Here is a 23,279-nt window from a genome sequence, read left to right on the forward strand (position 1 = left end):
AAGTTTTTTTAAGTAAAGTCAGTGGGCAAAAATCGCCGAAATAATGGGTTAGGTATTTAGTATTTAAGGTACTAGTGAAGAGCAAACATGAGCATACAATAACCCTTCAGCCCAATTCTTTATAAGAGCCTTAAAGAATTATACCCAATAGGTTTCATAAGCCTGTTGGGTATTTTTTTTAGTATCGAACTTAAGTTGACTTTAGCATAGACAATTGAAATTTAATATTTGCATCAAGTATTTTAAAAGCTATACACTTGCCTATACCTGCCAGTTTTTGGCAACCTGGCAGGTATAAAACGCTGTTTTATTAAAAATCTACTGGTATAGGCAATTTAAATAGCTTTAAATACGATGGATTTCGTATTTAAATTATGGGAAATTTGTTATTACGAATATTTTCGTATTTATTTGTACTACGAATAATTTCGTAGTACAAAAATAATCATATAACCATTTATTACCAATGAAAAAACCCACTGACGTAGAATTAGAGATTCTTCAGGTACTGTGGCAACACGGACCCTCTACGGTGCGCTTTGTAAACGATGAACTCAATAAGTTACGCGACACCGAAACCGGTTATACTACCACGCTCAAGATGTTGCAGTTGATGACCGAAAAAGGATTGACCGACCGCGATACCTCTACACGCACCCATATATACCATGCGGTGATTACCCAGGAAGATACCCAAAAAACACTGGTCAACCGGCTAGTGGATACCGCTTTTGGTGGTTCGGCAAAAAAGCTGGTCATGCAGGCTTTGGGCAATAAAAAAACCAGTAAGAAAGAATTGGAGGAAATCAAAAAAATGATTGACGACTTAGAGAAAGGAGGGGAGACCTCATGATTCAATGGATTCAAAACCTTATTCCCGCCCGTTTGATAGATGCACTTGGCTGGGCTTTGATTCATAGCTTGTGGCAAGGAGCAGTGTTAGCCGTTGTACTGGCGGTGGCATTGATACTTTTGCGCAAAAATTCTTCTCGTTTACGTTATTTTGTGGCAACCAGTGCCTTGTTTACTTTAGCTTTGGTGGCAACCATTACCTTTGTTAGCCTTTACCAAGCGAGTGCTCTGCTAGTCGATAACGCAAAGGCTACCTCTGCCAAAGTGGTACAAGCACAGTTGCCTTTGGTTCAACAAGTATCGGTTGCTTCGGGTAAAAACCTGACTTTTTTCAGTAATTATTTTAACCAACATTTGCCTTTGATCGTAACGGTATGGCTGTTGGGGGTGCTGGTGTTGATGCTTCGTTTTTTGGGAGGCTTTGCCTATTTGCAGCGTTTGCGCCATCATCAAACCAAGACAGTAAGCAATGATTGGCAGGTAAAAGTACTAGAGATTGCAGATAGCCTCAAAATTAAAAAAGTAGTAAGGCTGCTAGAGTCAGGAATGGCAAAAACTCCTATGGTGATTGGACATCTCAAGCCTGTGATATTGTTGCCTTTGGGTACTATCAGCGGTTTAAGTGCGCAACAGGTAGAGAGTATTTTGGCGCACGAAATGGCGCATATTAACCGCAACGATTATTTGGTAAATATTCTACAGTCGGTATTTGAGATTGTATTGTTTTTTAACCCTGCTATGTGGTGGATTTCGGCAAGGGTACGCGAAGAACGCGAAAATTGCTGTGACGATATTGCTTTGCAACTGACCAACGACCGCCTTACCCTGGTCAAAACCCTTGCTACACTGGAAGAGATGCGCATAGGTGCACCTCAAAATGCGGTGGCTTTCGCCGGAAAAAAAGGAGGCTTGGTGGGTCGTATCCAACGAATTATTAATTCGCCACGTACCAATGCCACTTTTTCTGAAGGTTTTGTGGCAGCTTTGCTTATGGTAGGTTTTCTATCACTTGCTTCGTTTTATGTACGTAACGAGCCTACTATAGCCAAGGTACAAGCAATACCAAGCCATTCTGTAACAAATACAATGCTAAAAACAGCGGTTGCCAAACTGCCGCTGCCTACTCCCAAGCCAACGAATGATACCATTCGTTTTGGTAAGTTTATGATTGTGACTTTGCCGGGCAAAAAAGTAGTGGTGTATAAAAACGGGAAAAAACTAAAGCCTGAAGATTATGACAAGTACACCAGGGATTTTGCCATCAATGACCAAAAAATACGCATTGGTGAGCAAGGTAAGTCGCCTATTACTATAGCAGTTGACCCTACCGAAAGGAAGTCTAACTATAGCTATGATTATGACCTGCCCACCCCCCCTTTGCCTCCTACACCTCCTTCTCCCGTGTATATAGACCACGGCAACAGCAATAGGTGGTTTAGACAGACTCAAAATGGGAGGGATGTAAGTGTACAGTATGGCGATAATTGGGAAGTAACCAAGCTGGTGGTGAACGGAAAAACTGTTGCCCCCAAAGATTATCCCAAGTATCAGAAAGACATTGCTGCGGGCAAACGTAATTTTGAGAAAAACCGGGAAGAGCAACGCAGAAGAAGAACAGAGCAACGCAGGCATCACCGGGATTTAAACGAACATAGGCGTGAGCTACGCAAAAATAGGCGTGAATTGCGTAGGCAGGCAGAGCAGCATAGACGCACTGCCGAACAGCATAGACGTGTAGCCGGTCAGCACCGAAATGTGCTGAAGAAAGTAATTGAGGAAATGAAAAAAGACAAGATTATTCCTGTGGACACCAGAAATTATACTTTAAAAATGAAAAAAGGTGAAATTATCATCAACGGTAAAAAGTTGAACAAGACCCAGTATAAAAAATACCGCCAGTTTGTTTTGGAGGTGGGTGGAGTAGATATTGACAAAAAAGGCTCTAGTTGGAACTGGGTTTCTACCCATAATGAAGACTAAAAATAGCGATAAGTGGTAAACTACACGCCACAGTATACTTTCTAAAATCAATCACAAAATGGCGACTTGTGTTACAGGTAGCCATTTTTTTATGACTGACATTGATTGTCAGGTCAAGGTAAGTGTTAATAAACTGTAAACCAGTGTTAAAGCACTGTTAAACGAAGTTTGGAATTAAAGGACAGTAGTAAAAAGTACTACCTTAGCGCCTATAAAAAATACCTTTATTCCAACAATTGATTGACACTTTTTAGCACAATGAACAAACAAATAGTAAACCTGGCTTTTTTGAGCGTTTTGTTGGCGCTCTTTGCGTTTACCCAAGTAATGCCTGACTCAAAAAAAACAGTTGCCAAGAAAGAGACAACTCAACGGGCAGTATGTGGTAGCTACAGCGCAAAAGTGATGAAATACTCTAGTAAAAAATAACATGGCCAGGCAGGGCTTCCAGACCTGATATAACCTGAAATTGTTGTCATCATAAGATCCTCAAATTTAACCCAAGTGCGTAAAGTGCACGGTTAAATTTGGCAAGGTGTTTTGACAGCATTATTTACAAAAAAACCGAAAACCCTTCCATTTTACAATGGTTAGTTTTCGGTTTTTTTTATGAGTTATCACATCATCTTACAGCTTTCAGGCTGTCTTATGACTTTCCAAATTTCTTCTTAAAGTGAGCGTAGGCTTCATTTATTTTCTGAGAAATTTGTTGAGCGTATTTGTATTTTTCGGGGTCACTGTGATATTTATCGGGGTGGTATTTTTTCATTACCTTTTTATAAGCCGACTTTATTTCGTCAAACGAAGCCCCAGGTTTTATTTCCAGTGCGTCGTAGTATTTGCCGTCTAGCCCTGCCGTGAAGTTATTTTGAAAACTTTGGTATTGGTTGCGGAAATACTCATTGTAAGTGTTTTGTTGCCTGTTAGCTTTTTGTTGGTAATAGTTATATTTTTTACGCCATTCGTCCTCCTCTTTTTGTTTCTGAGATTGGTACTTGCGTTCAAACTCTCTTCGTTCTTCGGGATCAGGGAAAACCTTGTCTAAAAAAGTATCGAGGTCTTTGCCCACTTTGCCCAGGTTTACATTGTCCAACCTGTCCATCAGGTCGTTTACGTTGGCTTTTAATATTCTGAAAAATTTTTCACTTAACATATTCCACTTTTTAGATAGTAATCAATCGGATTATATGGTAATCAAATATAGCAAGTAATGATAAAAACGTAGCAAATCCTTCTAAAGATTCACAATTGAATGAAAATTAGCAAGGGATAAAAAATTATCACAAGACTTGTAATAAAAAGTAAGGAGTCGTAACTAACCTTTTTAAATAAACCCTGGAGGAATCTAATTTATAAACTAAAATAACAATGATTAAAACCAACCGATTTCTATTATTATTTGTAACCGCGTGCCTACTGAGTGTTGCATCGTTTGCCCAACAAGACAAAGCCGTAGCAAAAAAACTGAAAGGGGTAGATCAGTACATTCGCAAGGCAATGAAAGATTGGAAAGTACCTGGTGTAGCAATGGTAGTAGTGCAAAATGGCAAAGTGGTATATCAGAAAGGGTATGGCTATCGGAATGTAGAAAAAAAGTTGCCTGTAACCAACCAAACTATGTTTGCTATAGGTTCAAGTAGCAAAGCTTTTACTGCTGCCAGTGTATGCCAGCTGGTAGACGATGGCAAGCTTGAACTGGACAAGCCTGTAAAAAAATACTTGTCTGATTTTAAAATGTATGATGACTACGTAACCGCACACATGACACCCCGCGATTTGCTTTGCCACCGTTCGGGATTACCTCGCCACGACCTGGTATGGTATGGCAGTGATTATTCAAGAGAGAAAATGTACCAAAACCTACACCATCTTGAACCTACCATGGGTTTTCGGGAAGGATGGCAGTATCAAAACCTGATGTTTATGACAGCGGGATATTTGGTAGGGCAAGTGTCGGGAAATAGCTGGGAGAAAGCAGTAGCACGCCGTATTTTTAAGCCCTTGGGAATGAACAGTTCTAATTTTTCGGTAGAGAAAATGAAGGACGCAGGTGATGTGGCTTTGGGGTATGGCGAAGAAAAAGAAAAGCTTAAGGTATTGCCTTACCGTAACATCGATGCAGTAGGACCCGCTGGTTCGATCAACTCTAACACCAACGATATGGCGAAGTGGTTGATTATGCAGTTAGGCAAGGGAAAATACAAAGGCAAAGAGGTAGTGTCGGCTGGTATGCTTAAGCAAATGCACAGCCCAGCCAGCATAGTGCCTGGCAATGCCAGTAAATATTCGTCGCACGTGAGCTATGGCTTGGGGTGGTTTATAAGTACTTATAGAGGGCAATTATTGATAGACCACGGGGGAAATATTGATGGTTTTTCGGCTATGGTGGCGTTAATGCCTGGCAAGAAAACCGGAGTAGTGATTTTGACCAATAAAAATGGTACGCCTATTACTCGTATTATTCGCAATAAAGTACTGGATCGTTTGGCAGGGTTAGAAGATATTGACTGGAGCAAAAAAGGGTTGGATAGGTTAGCCAAAAGAAAAGCCTCTTTGAAAAAAGCAAAGAACAACAAAAAAACTGACCAAATCAAAGGAACTAAACCTTCGCGTAAGCTCCAACACTACACGGGCAAGTTTCGCCAGGCGGCTTATGGCGATATGGTAGTTGCATTGAAGGACAAGCAGTTAAGAGTACAATTCCATTCATTCGATGTACCACTCAATCATTACCATTACGATGTTTTTGAGCTGGCAAGCAGTGCTTTTAAGGGCGTAAAGATTGTTTTTAACAGCAATGCTCAAGGCAAAATAGACAAGGCATCTGCCGAACTACAGGCAGGCGTTGCCCCTATTGTGTTTGAACGCTACAAGGCTAAAGTAACATTGAGTAAAGCCACACTTAGCCTGTATACTGGGGAGTATTTATTGAACGGCACCACAGTAAAAGTATGGGCACGTAATAACCAGCTGATGGTAAGTTTGCCAGGGCAACCCGATTGGGAGTTGGTGTCATTGAAAAAACCACATACTTTTGATTTTAAAGACAAAAGACTGAAGGGGTACCAAATGGTTTTTGCTGTAAAAAAAGGTACAGCAACTGAAGTTACTTTTTATCAACCCAATGGCGTCTTTACGGCTAAGAAAAAGAAATAGTGTTTTTTGAACCATAAGTGATCAGCTGCAAGCGACAAGTAATAAGCACCTATTTGTCGCTTTTTTATGCCAAAACAGTCCAGGTTTATTTTATAGTCTTGTGGTTGGCAATCAACTTCTTTTTTACAAACCCTAACCCAGCGTCTACTCTATCAACTTACCCGTCTGATGGCAGTAAATTTGATCTGTTTTTGATCTAAAACAAGGCAAAAAATACTATATTGTCATAAGCTACCTGATGCTTGTAGGTGTTTTTGTCCTTGAACAACTTTGTAGCAAGCAACAGGCATTTATATCACCGAATATGATGGCTGCGTTGACTAAGAAAAACATAAATAATTCAACCCTTTGGAGAGTTTTCTAATAACAATTTGTAGTATTTGTATGAACTATTGTGTGAAAAATTGTCTTGCTTTTTTTTTATTTTTAATGACTTCGCTGGTTGGTTATGGGCAGGCTACCCGTCATGTAATGGCTATTCAAGACAAGGGTAAGATGTCATTGATAGGAGAAAAAACGCATTTTTTGAAAGATGAGGGGGGCAAGTTGAGCCTTCATGATATTTTAAAACCTCAACACCAGAAAAAATTCCAACAAATTAAACAAAATGTTTTTACTCATCCGGCGACTGAGGCAGTTTTTTGGTTTAAGTTTAGGTTAGAAAACCAAACAAAAAAAGACCTTTGGCTGGAAATAGGCAGCCCTTTTGATACCTGGTACGCCGATTTTTATGCGCCTACTTCATCGGGAGTATACCCTGCACCCAAACTACTGGGAGCTTTGCGCCCCCAAGAAAACAATGAATACCCATCTAATTATTATTGTGTGTTGTTGGTAGAAAAAAACGACTCTACAGCCAAAACTTATTATTTGAAAGTGTCAGGTAAAATGCCCCATACCCGCATACTAAGGGTAGGAACGGTTCAGGCGTTGGCACGCCATAGCAATGTTTATTTGTATGCTGTGGCTATTTTTGTAGGGCTTTTATTAGGCATGATTATTTACAATGGCTTTTTGTTTTATTCGATCAAAGAACGGGTTTATCTTATTTATACCCTTATGTTGGTTATGTTCTTGGTGACTACACCATTTGAGAACGGCTACCCTTTGTTTTATGGTGATTGGCTTTGGCACAACTTTATTGTTTGGGATAATATCGGCTTTGTTACAGGTACTTTGTTTGCGACTTATTACCTCAAGCTTGCCACTACTGCGCGTAGGTTTTACTATTGGTTATGGTTTCTCACTTTTCTGGGTTTTGGAGTTTTAGGGGTGCTCAACCTTTTTAACTTGCTTTCATTGCCAGTACTACTTGAGCTTAGCCAAGTCGTCATACTCATATTTGTTTTTAGCTTGTTGTTTTGTGGCATTTATTTGTGGGTAAAGGGCAATCAAAATGCGCGTTTATACACCCTTGCCTGGTTATTTTTTATTGTATCTATTTTTATATTTATTTTCATGATCAATGGGTTTTTATCTGTAAATTGGTTTACGCAAAATATTATTTATGTCGGTGTATCGTCCGAAGTGTTAATTTTTGCTCTTGCGCTGGGGCACCAATACAATATGCTTAAACAAGAAAAGGAAGCCGCACAAGAGCGAAACATGCAACTAATAGCAAAGCAAAATGAGGTGTTGGAACAAAAAGTAAAAGAAAAAACACAGGGGTTGCAAAACGCCAACGAAGAACTGGTGACCAGCAATGAGGAGTTGCTGCAAAGCCAGGAAGAAATAGCTGCCCAACGCGACCAACTGGAAAGGAACCACAAACTGATTACCCAAAGCATTACCGCAGCCAAAAATATACAGCAAGCCACCTTGCCTTCCGAACAGTACATCCAAACTTTTATTCAACACCACTTCATTCTCTATAAACCGCGTGACATTGTTTCCGGGGATTTTTATTGGGTAGAGTTGGTCAAAAATAATTTGTTTTTAATTGCGGTAGATTGTACCGGGCATGGCGTGCCTGGGGCTTTTATGAGCATGGTAGCCAATACATTGTTAGACAATATTATCAAGGTAAACAAAGTGTTTGACCCTGCCGAAATTCTGACTAATTTACATCAAGAAATAAAACAAGGTTTAAATCAAGAGCAAACGGGCAATAATAGTGGAATGGACGTAGCCTTGGTAAAATTGCATGACTATGCAAAAAATCAAGTAAATGTAGAGTTTGCAGGAGCAAAACGACCGTTGATTTATATACCCTCAGACACCTTTGAACTGCAAGAGATAAAAGGCACACGCACTTCCATTGGAGGGTCGCAAGGAAATATGATTGCTTTTGAGACCCATCAAGTGGCTTTACCTAAAGGGAGTTATCTTTATTTTGGGTCAGATGGTTTGGCAGACCAGAATAATAAAAAGCGTAAGAAATTTGGAGAGAAACGGTTGAAGCAATTTATCCAGGATAATCATTCGTTGGCATTGAGCAAGCAAAAACAACTACTAGAGCAGGCGTTGCTCAAGCATATGGAGGGTACCAAACAACGCGATGATATTTTATGGATTGGAGTGCAAGTTTAATTTTAGGCGTTTTGTAAAACTTTGCTTGCCAGCAATTCTTCCAGCCCTTGTCCATTGACAAAAGAACGTTCCCAGCTTTTGAGGGTAGCCCAATCAAAAGTAATAAGTCCTTGTTGTTGCAGCTCTTGCAGGGTTTTCTTCTCTTTCAATGATAATTTACCATCTATGATCATCCCAAATAGAAAAAGCTTGGCGATGCCTTCACGTGCTGCCGGATTGATATTGTTTACTTTGTCAATCAACTGTGCCCGCCCAAGTGCCTTCTGGTCTTTGGTTTCTATATCAAATTTAAGGATAAGTTTTTCTACCAGGAAATAGTGGTTGTGATGAAATTTTCGCTTGATGACTGCAATAAACTGAAGCGCATCGAATAAAAAATCTTTGAACTCTTCATCGTCTTTCAACAATTCATACAGCTGATCGGTAAGTTGAATGACCATGTTGGGTGCCATAATGCGTACTTTGGCCTCTTTGAGCACAGTATTAGTTGCCCAGGCGTTCCAGAAAGCATATACGGGTATGCCTGCCAAATTGATCCAAAGCCGAAGCATTACCCGCCCCAACAGGTGCTTGAGCAATAGTTTTACTAACAAGTTGGTAATGGTACCTTTTAGGCGGTTAATCACTACCACCAACATCAGGTAGTACTTATTGAGCCCTGCCATAGGGTTGATCCCATAATTAGCCATTTCGGTACTTTCGCGTTCCATTCCTATAGAGTAAAGCCCTGCGAGGTGTTTTTCGTAGTCAGGATCATCAACATTAGGAAAACCACAAACCTTTGCCATTTTATGCACTGCTTGTAAACTAACAATGGTAAGAAAGTAAACCTCTATTATTACCAGTACAATGCTATATATGGTAGACACCACAGGTACTTTGGCAGGGCCCCACCAGGGGAGGTTCATACTAATACTGGGAAATAATGCTGGAAAAAAATGGATAGGCAAGTACAGCATCAACACCCCCAATACCCCCAAGGTTGCCGACCATATAAGTGCCCAGCGCCTGATTTGATGGATGGCCCTTACCTCTTTGTCATTGAGTATATGGTAGTCGTCTTCAGCCTGAGCAGACTGTTTTTTTACCATTTTAATGAAGTAGTTAAACGCCACACGGTCTATCAACGACCGTTGCTTAGCATTTTCTGAAGTTGGCTGTGACATAATTGCTCATACACTCTGTCTAGGCAAAAGCCAAATGGCGACTGAGGAAGTTTGTGTTAAAGTATTTGATAGATTTGTGAGTACTTTTCCCAACAATTTACAGAAAAGATGTGGATGATGACATACTTGCGGAGGGTTTATTTATGGGCAATTGCAAGTTTTTCGGCAAACGATATGATTTTGTCTGTAAATGTGGGGGTTACAACAATATTTTTTCTTCTACTGTTCGGGTCAATGTAAAGAAATCAGCTTCTTTCATTGATTTCCGGGGGAAGATAAAGTTAGGTTCTTGTGGTTGCCCTATAACCATCAGATAATTTTCGTTGGCAGCAAAGCTTTGGCATTTTTCCCAAGGCATTTGGTGGGGTGTTTCATCTTGAAAAAGCGTAAAATAATCAGGAGTAAGTAACAGGCGAAATGAGTGGGCTGTTTTGAGGCCATCGAGCCATTTTTCTACGTCTGCCCGTTTGTTGTCTAGCTTTTGTTGCATGGCTTGTAGGTCATTGGCCATTTTTACCTGATAACCTACGCTCAAGACGATGCCAACCCCAATAAAAAATGCCCACACTCCATTGATAAACGCCATAATAAAGCCAAAAATGAATAGGGCAGTAAGTATGCGTCCCAGATAAAACCTATCGGAGTGGCGCCTGTCTATTAAAATAATTTCGTCTTGCCATTGCTCATTATATACTTCCCAAAAGTGATCAACGTCAAAAGTAAGCGGTATTTCTATATAATGGTCTTTGTTTTCGTGGGTACTCATAGCAAACAATTTGAAAAAAGTAAGACAATACCTCAATATACAAAAATGTATTGTAATCCTTCAAAAATAAATTCTACTATTGACTCTAAAAAAACAAATTTTGTCAAAAACGAGAAGAGATTGGATTGATGAGTTGATTTGAGAACAGGTTTAAGATTTTTTTAACTAATTTAGCTGCATTTTGTTATCAAACAATAAACATTCAAGTTTCACTTTAGAGTATGTTTTGCTTCATAGAGCGCTAATTTTAAACATACGTTCACGCCGATTCATTGTACATGAAAAAAACATTACTAATACTTCTGACTATCAGTTGGTGGGTACCCTTGATGGCACAACCAACCATTAACCTAAAATATTATCTTCCTCAAAACATTCAATACGATACAAAAATACCTACTCCCAAATCAGTATTGGGGTATGAAGTAGGCGAATGGCACGTGTCGCATGACCAGTTGGTCTATTATATGAGGGCAATCGCACAAGCATCAGACCGGGTAGTATTGGAAGAGTACGCCCGTAGCCATGAAAATCGCCCTTTACTGATTTTAAAGATTACATCGCCTGCAAACCACCAAAACCTTGAGCAAATCAGGCAAAAGCATCTGGAACTTTGCGACCCAGCCAAAGCAGGAGGAGTAAATACCGATGATATGCCAGTGGTGGTATGGTCGGGGCACAGTATTCATGGCAACGAACCCAGTGGAAGTAATGCCGCCATTCTTGAGGCTTATTATTGGGCGGCTGCCCAGGGCGACGCTGTCAACAAAGTGCTTGATAATACCATCATTTTGCTTGACCCTTGTTTTAACCCCGATGGTTTGCATCGTTTTGCTACTTGGGCAAACATGCACAAAAGTAAAAACCTGGTAACCGACCCTGCCAGCCGAGAGTTTAACGAGGTGTTTCCAAAGGGGCGTACCAACCATTATTGGTTTGATCTAAACCGTGACTGGTTGCCTGTACAACACCCTGAAAGTCAAGGGCGTATCAAGAAATTTCAACAGTGGCGCCCTAATATTCTGACAGATCATCACGAGATGGGTACGAATGCTTCGTACTTTTTTCAGCCTGGTATTCCGGCACGCACCAACCCTTTAACCCCTCAGATGAATCAGGATTTGACGGCTGAAATTGCCAGGTTTCATGGCAAAGCGCTCGACAAAATCGGGTCTCTTTATTTTACCAAGGAGGGGTTTGACGATTATTATTATGGCAAGGGATCTACTTACCCCGATGTACAGGGCAGCATCGGAATTTTGTTTGAACAAGCAAGCTCACGTGGGCATGCGCAACAAAGTATTCATGGAGTTTTGCGGTTTCCATTTACCATTCGCAACCAGTTTACCACAGCTATGTCTACCGTAGAAGCGGCCAATGTTTTGCGTAAAAAATTGTTGGATTACCAGAAAAACTTCCATAAAAATGCGCCCAAGGGTAAAACTTATGTGTTTGGCTCAAACGACAAAGGCAGAACTTATCAGTTGGTAAAAATGATGCAACAGCACAAAATAACGATTCACCAGGCAGCCTCAGACGTGACTATCCAAGGGCAGAAGATAAAGAAAGAAAACGCTTATGTAGTGCCTGCCGGACAAGCTCAGAGTCGTTTGATTTCGGGCATGTTTCAGGTGCAGACAGAGTACAAAGACAGCTTGTTTTATGATGTATCTGCCTGGACTATGCCTTATGCCTTTGGGGTACCTTTTCAGGAAGGCGGCAGCAAAGGCGCTAAGCTTGAAGAAATCAAGTTTCCGGCAGGTAAAATGAAATGGGCTATAGGTGGGCAACACAATGAAGTGGCTTATGTGTTTCGTTGGAACAATTACTATGCGCCTCGTGCCCTTTATCGTCTGCAAAAGAAGGGAATAAAGACCAAAGTAGTAACCGAAAACTTTACTTTTAATGTAGAGGGCAACAGTGAATCTTTTAGTTATGGCGCTATACTGGTGCCTGTAGGTATTCAGAAAATGAGCAAAAATGCACTTTTTAAAGAAATGGAAGCCATTACGCAGCAAGATGGCGTTGATGTGTATGTGTTGCACAAGGGGCTTGCCGACAAAGGACGTGACCTGGGGAGCAGTTCTATTCGCGCATTGCACCAGCCCAAGGTAATGGTGCTTGCCGGGCAAGGAGTCACCAGTTATGATGTGGGTGAGGTTTGGCATTTGTTAGACACCCGTTATGATATGCCAGTAACTATTGTAGACAAGTACCGTTTTAGTCGTGTAAACCTGGGCAAGTATAATGTGATTGTAATGGTAAATGGACGTTATAATGACATAAATGACGATACCCAAAAAATAAAAAACTGGGTACGAAAAGGAGGAACGCTTATTACTATTAAAGGGGCTAACCGATGGGCAAAAAATGTAGGACTTGCTTCTTTTAAATATGTAAAAAAACAGCCCGCTAAACCAGTAGTACACCCCTATGTAACCCGCCGCAACCGACGTGGTGCCCAACGCATAGGAGGGGCAATATTTGAGGCCAACATTGACATTACCCATCCGATTGGCTACGGTTATGAACGAGATAAAATACCTGTTTTTCGTAACCATGAGTTATTTGTTAATAAAAGTATCAGTCCTTATGCTACCCCAGTATACTATACCCAATCACCTTTGCTGAGCGGTTATATTTCTAAACCTAACCTTAAGTACTTACAAAATACCGCAAGTGTTATTGTAAGTAAACGAGGCCGAGGGGTGGTGGTATCTATGCTCGATAATCCTAACTTTAGAGCATTTTGGTATGGTACCAATAAGCTATTTGCAAATGCGATGTTTTTTGGACATATCATTGGTTGGTAAGTAAGGTTTTGTAAGTATCACAAAAAAGCCCACTCAAAAAATAAGCTATTTTTTGAGTGGGCTTTACTCTTTATAGGATAAGCAAACCTATCTGTATCAGTAACATAAGATATAGAGAAGGCGATGAAATTGTGCTAGGTAAGTAATTGATCTAAAATACTGTTTTTGTTCTTTTTTGGTGTTTTTCTTACGTGACCAAAAACGAATTTTTATTTTCCCGTACCTAAAAACAGTGAAAAATTATTTAACCAGTTGATCATTTCAACTTAACTATTTCGTAAAATGCTTAAACTTAAAAAACCAACAATTGTGTGGCTCGCTATGCTCATGTTTTTGTTTACCACACAGCATTATTCCTATGCACAACTCCCCCAATATTCAGGCAAGAAAACCCTCCAAGGCCTCCATCAAAAAGTAGAGGTTTTATTTGATAATCACGGTATACCGCATATATATGGACAAAGCTTAGAAGATGCTTACTACGCTTTAGGTTATGTTCATGCTCAAGAGCGTATCTCTCAATTTGAGCTGTTTCGTCGCTTGGGAACGGGCACTCTTGGAGAAGTTTTAGGAGCGTTTGGAGCCTCGTTTGATGTGCCAACCCGTACTGTGGGCATAGTAGAAAATGCCAAAAAATCAGCAAAAGCTTTAAGGGATGGACCTAATACTCCCTTTAAAAAGTCAATGAATTCTTACTTGGCAGGCGTAAATGCTTATTTGGCTGGTTTAACCCCCCAAACACGTCCCAAAGACTTATTGCCTACACCTGCGGCTTATACTTTAGAGGACATTTATTCTTGGATTAACTACTTTTTGTATGGGTTTGCGGCTCTAGAGGTTTCATCAGATGCCATTACCGATCAACTGGTAAGCAGATTGGATAATCCTGCGTATTTTAAAGACTTAAATATTCAGAATGGTACTCCTGTCAATAGATCTTTCCCTCCACGTCCAGGAAGCATATTTTTTAAGAAAAAATACAACAAAAAGCGTAAGCGTATGGGTAAGAAACTGCTAAAAACGCTGGCCAACTTTCAAGATAAGTTTAAGATGGTAGCAAAAAATAGCAATGGCTGGGCGTTGTCTGGAAGACTCACTACTACTGGTAAACCTATTCATTCCAGTGATGGTCACTCGCCTTTGAGCAAACCTGATACTTTTTATGAAGCACATCTGGTATATCCAGGGCAAGATTTATATGGTAATTGGATTGCATTTTCGCCACTTCCTTTAATTGGTCATAACAGAGATATTGCCTGGGGAACAACCGCGATGTTACACGATGACACTGATTTATATCGTGAGAGACTAAACCCTGCCAACTCAAATCAAGTGTGGGTAAATGATCACTGGCAAGATATGAAAACCAGAACAGAGACAATGCGAATTCTCCAGTCAGATGGTACATTAAAGGATTCCACTTTTAATGTGAAAATTACTCGCCATGGTCCTGTCATCAACAATGTAGATGGCAATATCAAAGGCGAAGATCCCATTTCATTGTTTTTTGTGGGTTTCCAATTCAATGAGTCATACCTCAAAGCCTACTTTGATATTACCAACTCCAAAAATATAAAAATGTTTAGGTCATCAATACGTGATATATCAGGTATAGGGATAAATTTTCAATACGCTGATAAAAAAGGAAACATTGCCTGGTTTGCTGCCACTAAATTTTTAAGACGACCTGAACATGTCAATTCTAAAGTGATTTTGGATGGAGCCAGTGGTAACGACGAACCTTTAGGGTACTATCCTTTTAAGAGCAACCCGCGTTCTATTAATCCTCCATCAGGTTTTGTATACTCAAACAATAACCAAATAGGGAGAGTAGAAGGTTTGTTGTACCCAGGGTATTATGTGGCAGGTACAAGGTCAAAACGGATTAAAAAAATTCTAAGTTCTGGCAAGCGATTCTCACAAGAGGATTTAAGGAAGTTGTTTGAAGATGATAAGTCTCCTACTTTTAGAAAAATATCAAGGGTAGTACTAAGAACATTGGCTAGTCATCCTGTACTCAATAAAACAGCTCATCATGCAAAGGCAGCCCAAATACTGCAAAGTTGGAAAGGAGACCATCCGCTTGATACAAAAGGACCCATCGTATTTTATCAGTTGTTTTATCAACTTCTAAAGCATACTATGGAAGATGAAGTAGGACCAGACTTGTTTCAATCCTTCTTTACTGGAGTTACACCTTTATATGATGTGCTTGACCGTTCTTTTGAAGGTTTGCTGCTTAATAGGTCATCTATTTGGTTTGATGATGTATCTACTACTCATGTGAAAGAAACCCGTAGAGACATTTTTGCCAAGGCTTATGATGCAGCTGTAAATGCTTTGGTGGAGTTTGGTTCAATGGAACAAGTATGGGGCGAAGTACACCAGCAGTTTTATGCTAACTTGCCTGCAGCCTTTACCGGTCAGGCAGAAGGAAACTTAGGACCTTACCCTTTTAAAGGAGGGATCAACACCTTGAATAAAACAGAATTAGACCTTTTAGCAGTGGCTACCTCTGGCAACTATAGTGTGGCTAAAACAAGCGGACCTGTAAATCGGAATTTGGTAGACTTTTCTGATGTAGGCAAAAAGTCAAGAGGAGTACTACCCACTGGGCAATCGGGTGTTCCAAATAGCCCTTTTTATCAAGATCAGGTAGAGCTCTACAACAATGGTTTGTTACGTGCTATGCTGATGGACAGGGAAGATATTGAGAAGGTAAGTACTGTATTATTATTAGAAAAACCACCTTATCCTGCGCCCAATGTAGGTGATATTTCAGGACCTGTGTCTGCCTGTGCGGGCGATTTATTTGTGAATTACTCTGTAGAAACAGTGTACAATGCCGATGAATATATCTGGACATTGCCAATAGGAGTTACTCAAAATGGTACAGGAGCCACCGGAACCATTACAACTACTGATGGTACTATCAATGTAGATTTTGGGGCTAATTTTAATGGTGGTAATATTACCGTTGCTGGCAAGAGCAACGTCGCAGGTACAGGCTCTACAAGTGCGCTTGCGGTGACTAAGTGTGCCAATAGTAGAACTACCAATAATCTGCCCGAAAAACTTACCAGTGGTAGTTTAACAGTATATCCTAACCCGGTAACTGGTACGAAGCCTGTTCAGATAAAAATAGAAGGGCGTGATATAAAGAGTTCTCATATTAACATCACCATTATAGATGAGCGAGGTTCACAAGTACAACGAGTGTCTGTCAAGCTTACCAATGGAGTAGCCATTGTGCCTACAACCTCATTAGTGAGTGGTAAGTATATCTTTAAAATTCAGGTAGGAGCCGAGGTTGTAAGGTATAAGGTGATTAAACACTAATGGAGCATCAAGGTGTGAATAGCAGTAGCCTTAAATTTTGTGCCCTTGCAAAAATACGCTGAAGAAGCTATGTAACATCAAGTAGGAATATTGTGATGAATGTTAGATAGAATAGGTTATAAATGCTATGCTTACATAGTGTTTGTAACCTTTTTTACTTTACAGTGTAAATATAGTGTATCAATACTAATCTATTAGTGACTATCTAACCCTTCTTCTAGACAATTTCCCTTAAACTTTAAGTGATCTGTGTTTGTAAACAAATGACGCCATTCAACGGGTTGGCATAAGCATAACTTTGTACCAGCACTATCACAGGTTTTACAGCATATTCATTATTCAAACTTCAAATACTCTAGATGAAGAAAGTCTTTCCAAAAGTTTCAATCTTATGTGTAATTATGCTCATTACTTTAGCTAATTATACAGATGCACAGGCGCAGGTAAAGTATTCAGGCTCAGTAACAGTACAAGGTTTATCACAGGAAGTAAAAATATATTTTGATCAATATGGTGTACCCCACATATATGCTCAAAGCGAAAAAGATACCTACTTTGCTTTGGGGTATATACATGCTCAAGAACGACTGGCACAGTTAGAACTATATCGCAGGTTAGGCTCTGGACGATTTGCTGAAATGGTAGGCAAAGTGGGGCTTGCTACAGACAAAATGGTAAGAACAGTAGGGATTACCGAAAACGCCAAACGATCGGCAAAGTTGCTTCGTGAAGGTCCTCAAACTCGTTTTAAAACTATGCTGGAAGCTTACCTGGCAGGAGTTAACACGTTTGTCGATACTGGAAAAATGCCATTAGAGTTTGAGATTATGGGAATCAAAAAAGAAAAGTTCACCTTAGAAGATATCTATGCGGTCACCGGTTTTTTATCTTTTCAATTGGCTTTAGGTTTTCGTTCAGAAATGACCATTCATCAAATACGCCAAAAACTAGGGGATAAATACCTCAAAGATTTAAATTATCGATTTGGAATACCACTTACACCTGCCAACAGAGCCGGCTTACAAAAAGGTGTGATACAGCCTAAAGGCTTCAGAGGGCAAGCACCCCTGAAAAGCAATGGACAGAGAAGTTTAAGAAAAAATACGATTACTAAGCAGTTGGCTGCCAATATTCAGGCAATTCCGGGGGTGCCTACCTGGTTAGGAAGCAATGCCTGGGTATTGTCAGGCAAGAAAACTAAAAAAGGAAGGGTAATCTTTTGCAATGATGCTCACTTGGGGGTAGGACAGCCAGGCTTTTGGTATGAAGTACACCTGAACTACCCCGGAGAAAACCTGTATGGCTATGTACATGCATTGAATCCTACTTTTATACTAGGACACAATAGTCACGCAAGTTTTGGTAATACCTCACTATTGGTAGATGATATGGATTTTTACCAAGAGCAATACCAACCACAAAGTCGCTATAAAATTAAACAAGACAATCAGTGGGTAAACCTCACCCTTCGCCAAGAAACGATTAAAGTGAAAGGAGGAGAAGAGGTAAAACTATTGGTAAAGTGTACCCAACGTGGACCTATTATCAACGATGTATTACCTGCGTTGACCAAAGAAGACCAACCCGTTTCTATGTTTTGGGTGTACAACAAGTTTCCCAATACATTTTTAAAGAGTAGCTATGACTTAAGCCTTGCCAAAACACCCCAAGAAGCTCAAAAAGCAGCAAGCCAATTAGTTTCTCCTAGTTTTAATATGATGTATGGCGATAAAAACGGAAATATTGCTTGGTTTGCCAGTGCTCGCCTGATTAAACGCCAACCTGGGATTAACTCTAAGTTTTTGCTGGATGGCACCAATACCCGCAATGAACCTTTAGGATATTATGAATTTTCGAAAAACCCTAAATCAATCAACCCTAAGAGCGGTTATGTAGCGACTGCTAACAATCAACCTGATAAAGTAGATGGACAAATGTTTCCTGGGTATTATGTAGCAGGTGTAAGGCAGCAAAGATTCATGGACTTGTTTAACACAAAAAAGAAATGGTCAAACCAAGACCTACAAGATTTGTTTATGGATGACACATCGCCTTTGTTTGTAAAAATAAGCAAAGAAGTGTTAGAAGTACTAAAGGACGACCCAGTACTTAGCAAGTCAGTCAATCACCGTTATGCTACCCAATTGCTTAGAAAATGGGATGGTAGCCATGGACTCAAAGCACAAGCCCCTGTAGTATTTACCAAGCTGCTTTATTACCTAATAAAAAACACTATGCAAGACGAGTTGGGTGAGCAATTGTTTAAAGAACTCATGCCTAACCCCGGTTTTATGAACGAGGTGCTTAGTCGTACTTACCCCACCTTGTTTTTTAAAGACAAATCGATATGGTGGAATGATGTAACAACGAACGAAGGGAGCGAGAGCCGGAAGGATATTTTTGCCAAATCTTATGATCAAACTGTTCAAGAGCTTACTAAGCAACTACCTAAGACTAACAATTGGCGTTGGGGCAAAGTACATCAGGTCACTTACATTAACTTTACCCAGGATAAACGGTTTACAGTAGGACCTTTTGCAATGAGTGGAAGCATGGATGTGATTAATAAGTTTGGCTTTGCCCTTACTAATAATGCTGTTTATCAGATTTCTGACCAACCTTCACAGCGAATGTTGGTTGATTTTTCAGATAGAGAAAAACGGAGTTGGGGCATACTTCCTGTGGGTAACTCAGGACACCCTAAGAGTATTTTTTATCAAGATCAGGCCAAAATGTATAACAAAGGTAAAATGCGTCGCCAGTTAACCAATAAAAAAGAAATTCAGCGTTCGAGTTCGCTTTTGTTGCTCAAAGTGAAATAAGGAGGATATATTTATAAACTGATAAAAGCCAGGCAAAAGTCCTGGCTTTTTTTGTATGCGAAAGCATCAATTGCTCAACGGTTAGATTATTTACAAATAAATCCGTAGATTTCATCCTTCAAAAAAACAATGATAAGACAGGAGGTGCATAACCTTCTGATGATCAGATAATACCCAAAAATAAACAGCTAAAACGAATAAATATGAAATGGTTTGTCAGAAGCCTGTTAATTATTTTAATTCTTGTAATGTTAGCCGTAGGAGGAGTATATTTCTTTCTGCAATCTACTAAACCCAAATATACAGGTAAAATTACCCTTGAAGGGTTGCAAAAAACTGCCAAAATTCATTACGACAAGCATGGAGTACCTCATATAGGTGCCGATAATATGGAAGATGCCTATTTTGCTTTGGGCTATGCCCATGCTCAAGATCGTCTCTTTCAGATGGATTTGATGAAACGCATGGGGAGTGGACGTTTGTCGGAGTTTTTTGGCAAAAAAACCATTGAAACGGATCGTTTGATGCGCACCTTGGGTATTGCCGAAAACGCTAAAGCCTCGGCAGCAGAGTTTAGAAAAAATCCAGATGCGCCCCATTACAAGGCTACTATGGCATACATTGCTGGAGTAAATCAATTTATAAAGAAAGGAAAGGCACCTGCAGAGTATACTATTTTGGGGGTAGAACGAGAAGAGCTGACCCTAGAGCATGTTTATCATATACTGGGCTATATGGGCTTTAGTTTTGCCACCGGACACCGTACTGACCCTTTACTGACCGAGTTAAACAAAAAACTGGGGGCAAAGTACTTGAAAGACCTAAGAATAGATACCGCTGATGACTCCTTGAAAATTCCTACTTATAACCCTTCAGGCAACGACAGTTTACCCAATGTAAACACAGGGGGCATAGCTTCGGCCATTCATGACATTGTACAGCAAATGCCGGTAGCTACCTGGTTTGGGAGCAATAGTTGGGTAGTAAGTGGCAAACTTACCCAAAGTGGCAAAGTATTGCTTGCCAACGACACCCACATCAAGTATGCCCAGCCTTCGGTGTGGTTTGAGGCACACATAGAATACCCTGGCTTTAGTTTTTACGGCAACCACCTGGCAGGTATTCCCTTTGGGATAGTAGGGCACACCCGCCACCATGCCTGGGGACTTACCATGCTCGAAAACGATGACATTGACTTTTACACCGAAAAACTCAACCCCCAGAACAGCAACCAAGTATGGGCAACCAATAAGTGGGAAAGCCTGAAAATACGTTATGAGGTGATTAAGGTAAAGGGAGGGGATAATATACGAATCAGGGTGAAGACAAGCCGTCATGGGCCTATTATCAACGATGTGTTGGTCAACAAAGCAGAAAAAGAAACAGCAGCTGCAGTGAAACCAAAAAAGGAAAAGAAAAAGGGGGAGGAGAAAGATAAAAAAGCCAAAAAGACAAAGCTCAAGGCGCCCAAACTGAAAATAGGCAAAAAGAAGAAAGACAAAAAAGAAGACAAGCAAGAAGACAAAACTGATACTACTGCCAAGTCAACAAAAGCTACCAGGCCATTGCCTCGTTATGAGACACCTATATCGGTATACTGGACATTTACCAAGTTTAAAAATAAGTCGTTGGAAGCTTTGTTTAACCTAAGCCATAGTAAAAGTATGCGTGAGGTAGAACGTGCGGTATCTACAATTCACGCGCCAGGGCTCAACCTAATGTACGGCGACAAACAAGGGAACATTGCCTGGTGGGCAGTGGCCAAGTTGATTAAACGTCGTGATAGCCTCAATTCTAAGTTTTTTATGGATGGTGCCAGCGGCAAAGACGAACCGTTGGGCTTTTATAAGTTTGAAGAAAACCCCCGTTCAATCAATCCACCCAGTGGCTTTGTATTTTCGGCAAATAACCAACCCGAAAAAATGTCTGATGGTATTTACTATCCAGGGTATTATGTGCCTGACCATCGTGCCAAACGCATCAAGAGTTGGCTTACCAGAACCCAACGTTGGAACATGAGCAAAATGCAGGTAATGATTACTGATGGTATTTCTGCAGCTTACCCTCATCTGAGCCGTGAGTTTGCTCAAGTACTGGAAAAAGATGTAGTACTGAAAACCAGCGCCAAAAAACAAGAAAGGTACCAGGAAGCAATTGCCCAATTGAAAGACTGGAAAGGCGAACATACCTTAGAGAGTGTAGCCCCTACTATTTATTATAAAATGTTGTCGCACGTGTTGCACAAAACACTAAAGGATGAAATGGGGACTACCAACTTTAATACTTTTATGGGTTTGTTTGTAATGAGGCGAACGATTCCTTACCTGATGCAAAATAAAAATTCGCTTTGGTGGGACAATGCCACTACATTGACCAGCAAAGAAACCAGGGCAGACATTTTTAGAGAAGCATTTGTACAAACAATGAATGAGTTGGAGCAGCAATTAGGTAAAAAGGTGGCCAAATGGCATTGGAAAAAAATGCATACCCTGGAGCACAAACACCCTTTGGGTAAGGGAGGATTTCCTTTAAACAGAATGTTTGATGTAGGGCCTTATGCTGTCATGGGAGGGCTAGAGGTTATCAACAACCAAGCCTTTAAACTTGACCACACCGCCAAAGCAATGAAAGTGAAAAGTGGTCCAGCCATGCGTTTGATTGTAGATTTTGGCAACATAGACAAATCCGTAAGCATGTTGCCTACCGGACAGTCGGGCAACTTTATGAGTCCTTATTACAGCGACCAAACCGAGTTATTTAACTCTGGGCGTTTCCGTGAGACGCCTATGATTTCCCGCGACTCTATTCAAAAAATGCGTAGGCGTAAAGTATTGGTGTTGAAACCCCGAAAATAGTTTTAAATGATAATGGCCTTGTTTTCACCAGAGAAAACAAGGCTTTTTTGTAAATCCATTTTTGGTACTGTTCCAAACATTTTTCTGCACTTGGTATTAGTAAAACTACAAAAATAACCTAATCCACTGAATTTCGTCTCTGACCGTTGTACTTCTTCAAAAAATAGTTCCGTAGCTAAGGCTACGCAAAGATTTTTTTCATCGTCCAACAAACAGATACTGCCTTCTTTTGGATTACTTTATTTTTTCCATTTTACTTACATATTCAAAGGAGAAAATAGTAAGTCTACCCGACGGTTTCTGATGCGCCCATTGTGCGAGTCGTTGGTATACATTGGGTTATTTTGTCCAAAGTCTTTAATCAATACCTTCTCTTTTTTTATTTGACGTTCAATCAATTGCTTAAGTACTGCCTCGCTCCGCATTTTCGACAACCATTCGTTGTACTCTTTGCCTCCAATATTATCGGTATGACTGGTAATGCTGATTTGGTATTTGTTCAAGTCTTTGATTTGCTTGATTACTTTCACAATGTTTTCCTTTTGTTCAGTATCTATATAATAGCTACCTCCACCAAAATAAATACTTACGCGTATTGCTTTATGTTTCTGGGCAAAAGCAAAGCCACTGATGAGTAATAATAATAACAGTAATGCACGTGTTTTCATGGGAGTGTATGTTTGGGTTTGGGTAAAAGTATAGGCTACTATAAATTTACAAATTAGGCGGTAAATATTTGGAAATTAATGGTTTTTTAACAGTTATATTTGGTTTTGAGTAGGTATTGACTAACAGTGTTAAAAGAGGTTTTTAGTAGTTTGGGCATTAGAGCGCATTTGATATGATGTAAATTGTTTTGTTGTTTTTAACAAAAAATCGCTCTATTATTTTCGTTTACCCTTAAAAATCAAAGAAACCCAATGCTCTAAGGAATTGTTCAAAAATAAATTTACACTCTGAGGGGTGATTTTTCGCCTTGATACTTCGTTATTTTTATTGCC

General features: G+C 40.1%; 13 protein-coding genes. 9 read left to right on the forward strand and 4 right to left on the reverse strand.

Features of this window, described 5'->3' with window-relative positions:
* Positions 1–466 precede the first annotated feature (466 nt).
* The 3 genes from Q0954_RS24390 to Q0954_RS24400 all read left to right on the forward strand — a co-directional run bounded on the left by Q0954_RS24390 (position 467) and on the right by Q0954_RS24400 (position 3,261).
* Positions 467–853 (forward strand): BlaI/MecI/CopY family transcriptional regulator, encoded by a 387-nt coding sequence (locus Q0954_RS24390; protein WP_299461393.1) that lies wholly within the window; start codon positions 467–469, stop codon positions 851–853.
* Positions 850–2,832 (forward strand): M56 family metallopeptidase, encoded by a 1,983-nt coding sequence (locus tag Q0954_RS24395; RefSeq protein ID WP_299461395.1) that lies wholly within the window; start codon positions 850–852, stop codon positions 2,830–2,832. Before Q0954_RS24390 ends, Q0954_RS24395 begins: the two co-directional genes overlap by 4 nt.
* Before the next feature lie 258 nt (positions 2,833–3,090).
* Positions 3,091–3,261, forward strand: a complete 171-nt coding sequence (locus Q0954_RS24400) for a hypothetical protein (protein WP_299461397.1) — start codon at positions 3,091–3,093, stop codon at positions 3,259–3,261.
* Between the two features lie 217 nt (positions 3,262–3,478).
* Here the strand turns inward: Q0954_RS24400 and Q0954_RS24405 are convergent, their stop codons facing one another.
* Positions 3,479–3,985 (reverse strand): J domain-containing protein, encoded by a 507-nt coding sequence (locus Q0954_RS24405; protein WP_299461399.1) that lies wholly within the window; start codon positions 3,983–3,985, stop codon positions 3,479–3,481.
* Between the two features lie 215 nt (positions 3,986–4,200).
* Here Q0954_RS24405 and Q0954_RS24410 point away from each other — a divergent pair, with 215 nt between their 5' ends.
* Positions 4,201–5,988 (forward strand): serine hydrolase, encoded by a 1,788-nt coding sequence (locus Q0954_RS24410; RefSeq protein WP_299461401.1) that lies wholly within the window; start codon positions 4,201–4,203, stop codon positions 5,986–5,988.
* Positions 5,989–6,372: 384 nt separating this feature from the next.
* On the forward strand, positions 6,373–8,517 hold the full coding sequence (locus Q0954_RS24415) for a 7TM diverse intracellular signaling domain-containing protein (RefSeq protein WP_299461403.1): 2,145 nt from the start codon (positions 6,373–6,375) through the stop codon (positions 8,515–8,517).
* 2 nt (positions 8,518–8,519) lie between these two features.
* Here the strand turns inward: Q0954_RS24415 and Q0954_RS24420 are convergent, their stop codons facing one another.
* Together Q0954_RS24420 and Q0954_RS24425 are read right to left on the reverse strand one after the other, a co-directional pair.
* Positions 8,520–9,683 carry a hypothetical protein gene (locus tag Q0954_RS24420; RefSeq protein WP_299461405.1) on the reverse strand — a complete coding sequence of 388 codons (1,164 nt, stop codon included), beginning with the start codon at positions 9,681–9,683 and terminating at the stop codon, positions 8,520–8,522.
* Between the two features lie 199 nt (positions 9,684–9,882).
* Complete coding sequence (locus Q0954_RS24425) at positions 9,883–10,449, reverse strand: hypothetical protein (RefSeq protein ID WP_299461407.1); 567 nt, start codon at positions 10,447–10,449, stop codon at positions 9,883–9,885.
* Positions 10,450–10,727: 278 nt separating this feature from the next.
* On the opposite strand from Q0954_RS24425, the gene Q0954_RS24430 reads away from it, so the two are divergent.
* From Q0954_RS24430 to Q0954_RS24445, 4 genes are all read left to right on the forward strand, one after another.
* The gene (locus tag Q0954_RS24430) at positions 10,728–13,262 is read left to right on the forward strand and encodes a M14 family metallopeptidase (protein ID WP_299461409.1); all 2,535 of its coding nucleotides are present in this window, start codon (positions 10,728–10,730) and stop codon (positions 13,260–13,262) included.
* Positions 13,263–13,544: 282 nt separating this feature from the next.
* Positions 13,545–16,601 (forward strand): penicillin acylase family protein, encoded by a 3,057-nt coding sequence (locus tag Q0954_RS24435; RefSeq protein ID WP_299461411.1) that lies wholly within the window; start codon positions 13,545–13,547, stop codon positions 16,599–16,601.
* A gap of 401 nt (positions 16,602–17,002) precedes the next feature.
* Positions 17,003–19,423: a penicillin acylase family protein gene (locus Q0954_RS24440; RefSeq protein ID WP_299461413.1), complete on the forward strand. Its 2,421-nt coding sequence runs from the start codon at positions 17,003–17,005 to the stop codon at positions 19,421–19,423.
* A gap of 203 nt (positions 19,424–19,626) precedes the next feature.
* Positions 19,627–22,278: a penicillin acylase family protein gene (locus tag Q0954_RS24445; RefSeq protein ID WP_299461416.1), complete on the forward strand. Its 2,652-nt coding sequence runs from the start codon at positions 19,627–19,629 to the stop codon at positions 22,276–22,278.
* A gap of 257 nt (positions 22,279–22,535) precedes the next feature.
* On the opposite strand, the gene Q0954_RS24450 is transcribed toward Q0954_RS24445, so the two are convergent.
* Positions 22,536–22,946 (reverse strand): OmpA family protein, encoded by a 411-nt coding sequence (locus tag Q0954_RS24450; RefSeq protein ID WP_299461418.1) that lies wholly within the window; start codon positions 22,944–22,946, stop codon positions 22,536–22,538.
* Positions 22,947–23,279 lie beyond the last annotated feature (333 nt).

The sequence above is a fragment of the uncultured Microscilla sp. genome, assembly GCF_947493425.1.
In the GTDB taxonomy this organism is placed as follows: domain Bacteria; phylum Bacteroidota; class Bacteroidia; order Cytophagales; family Microscillaceae; genus Microscilla.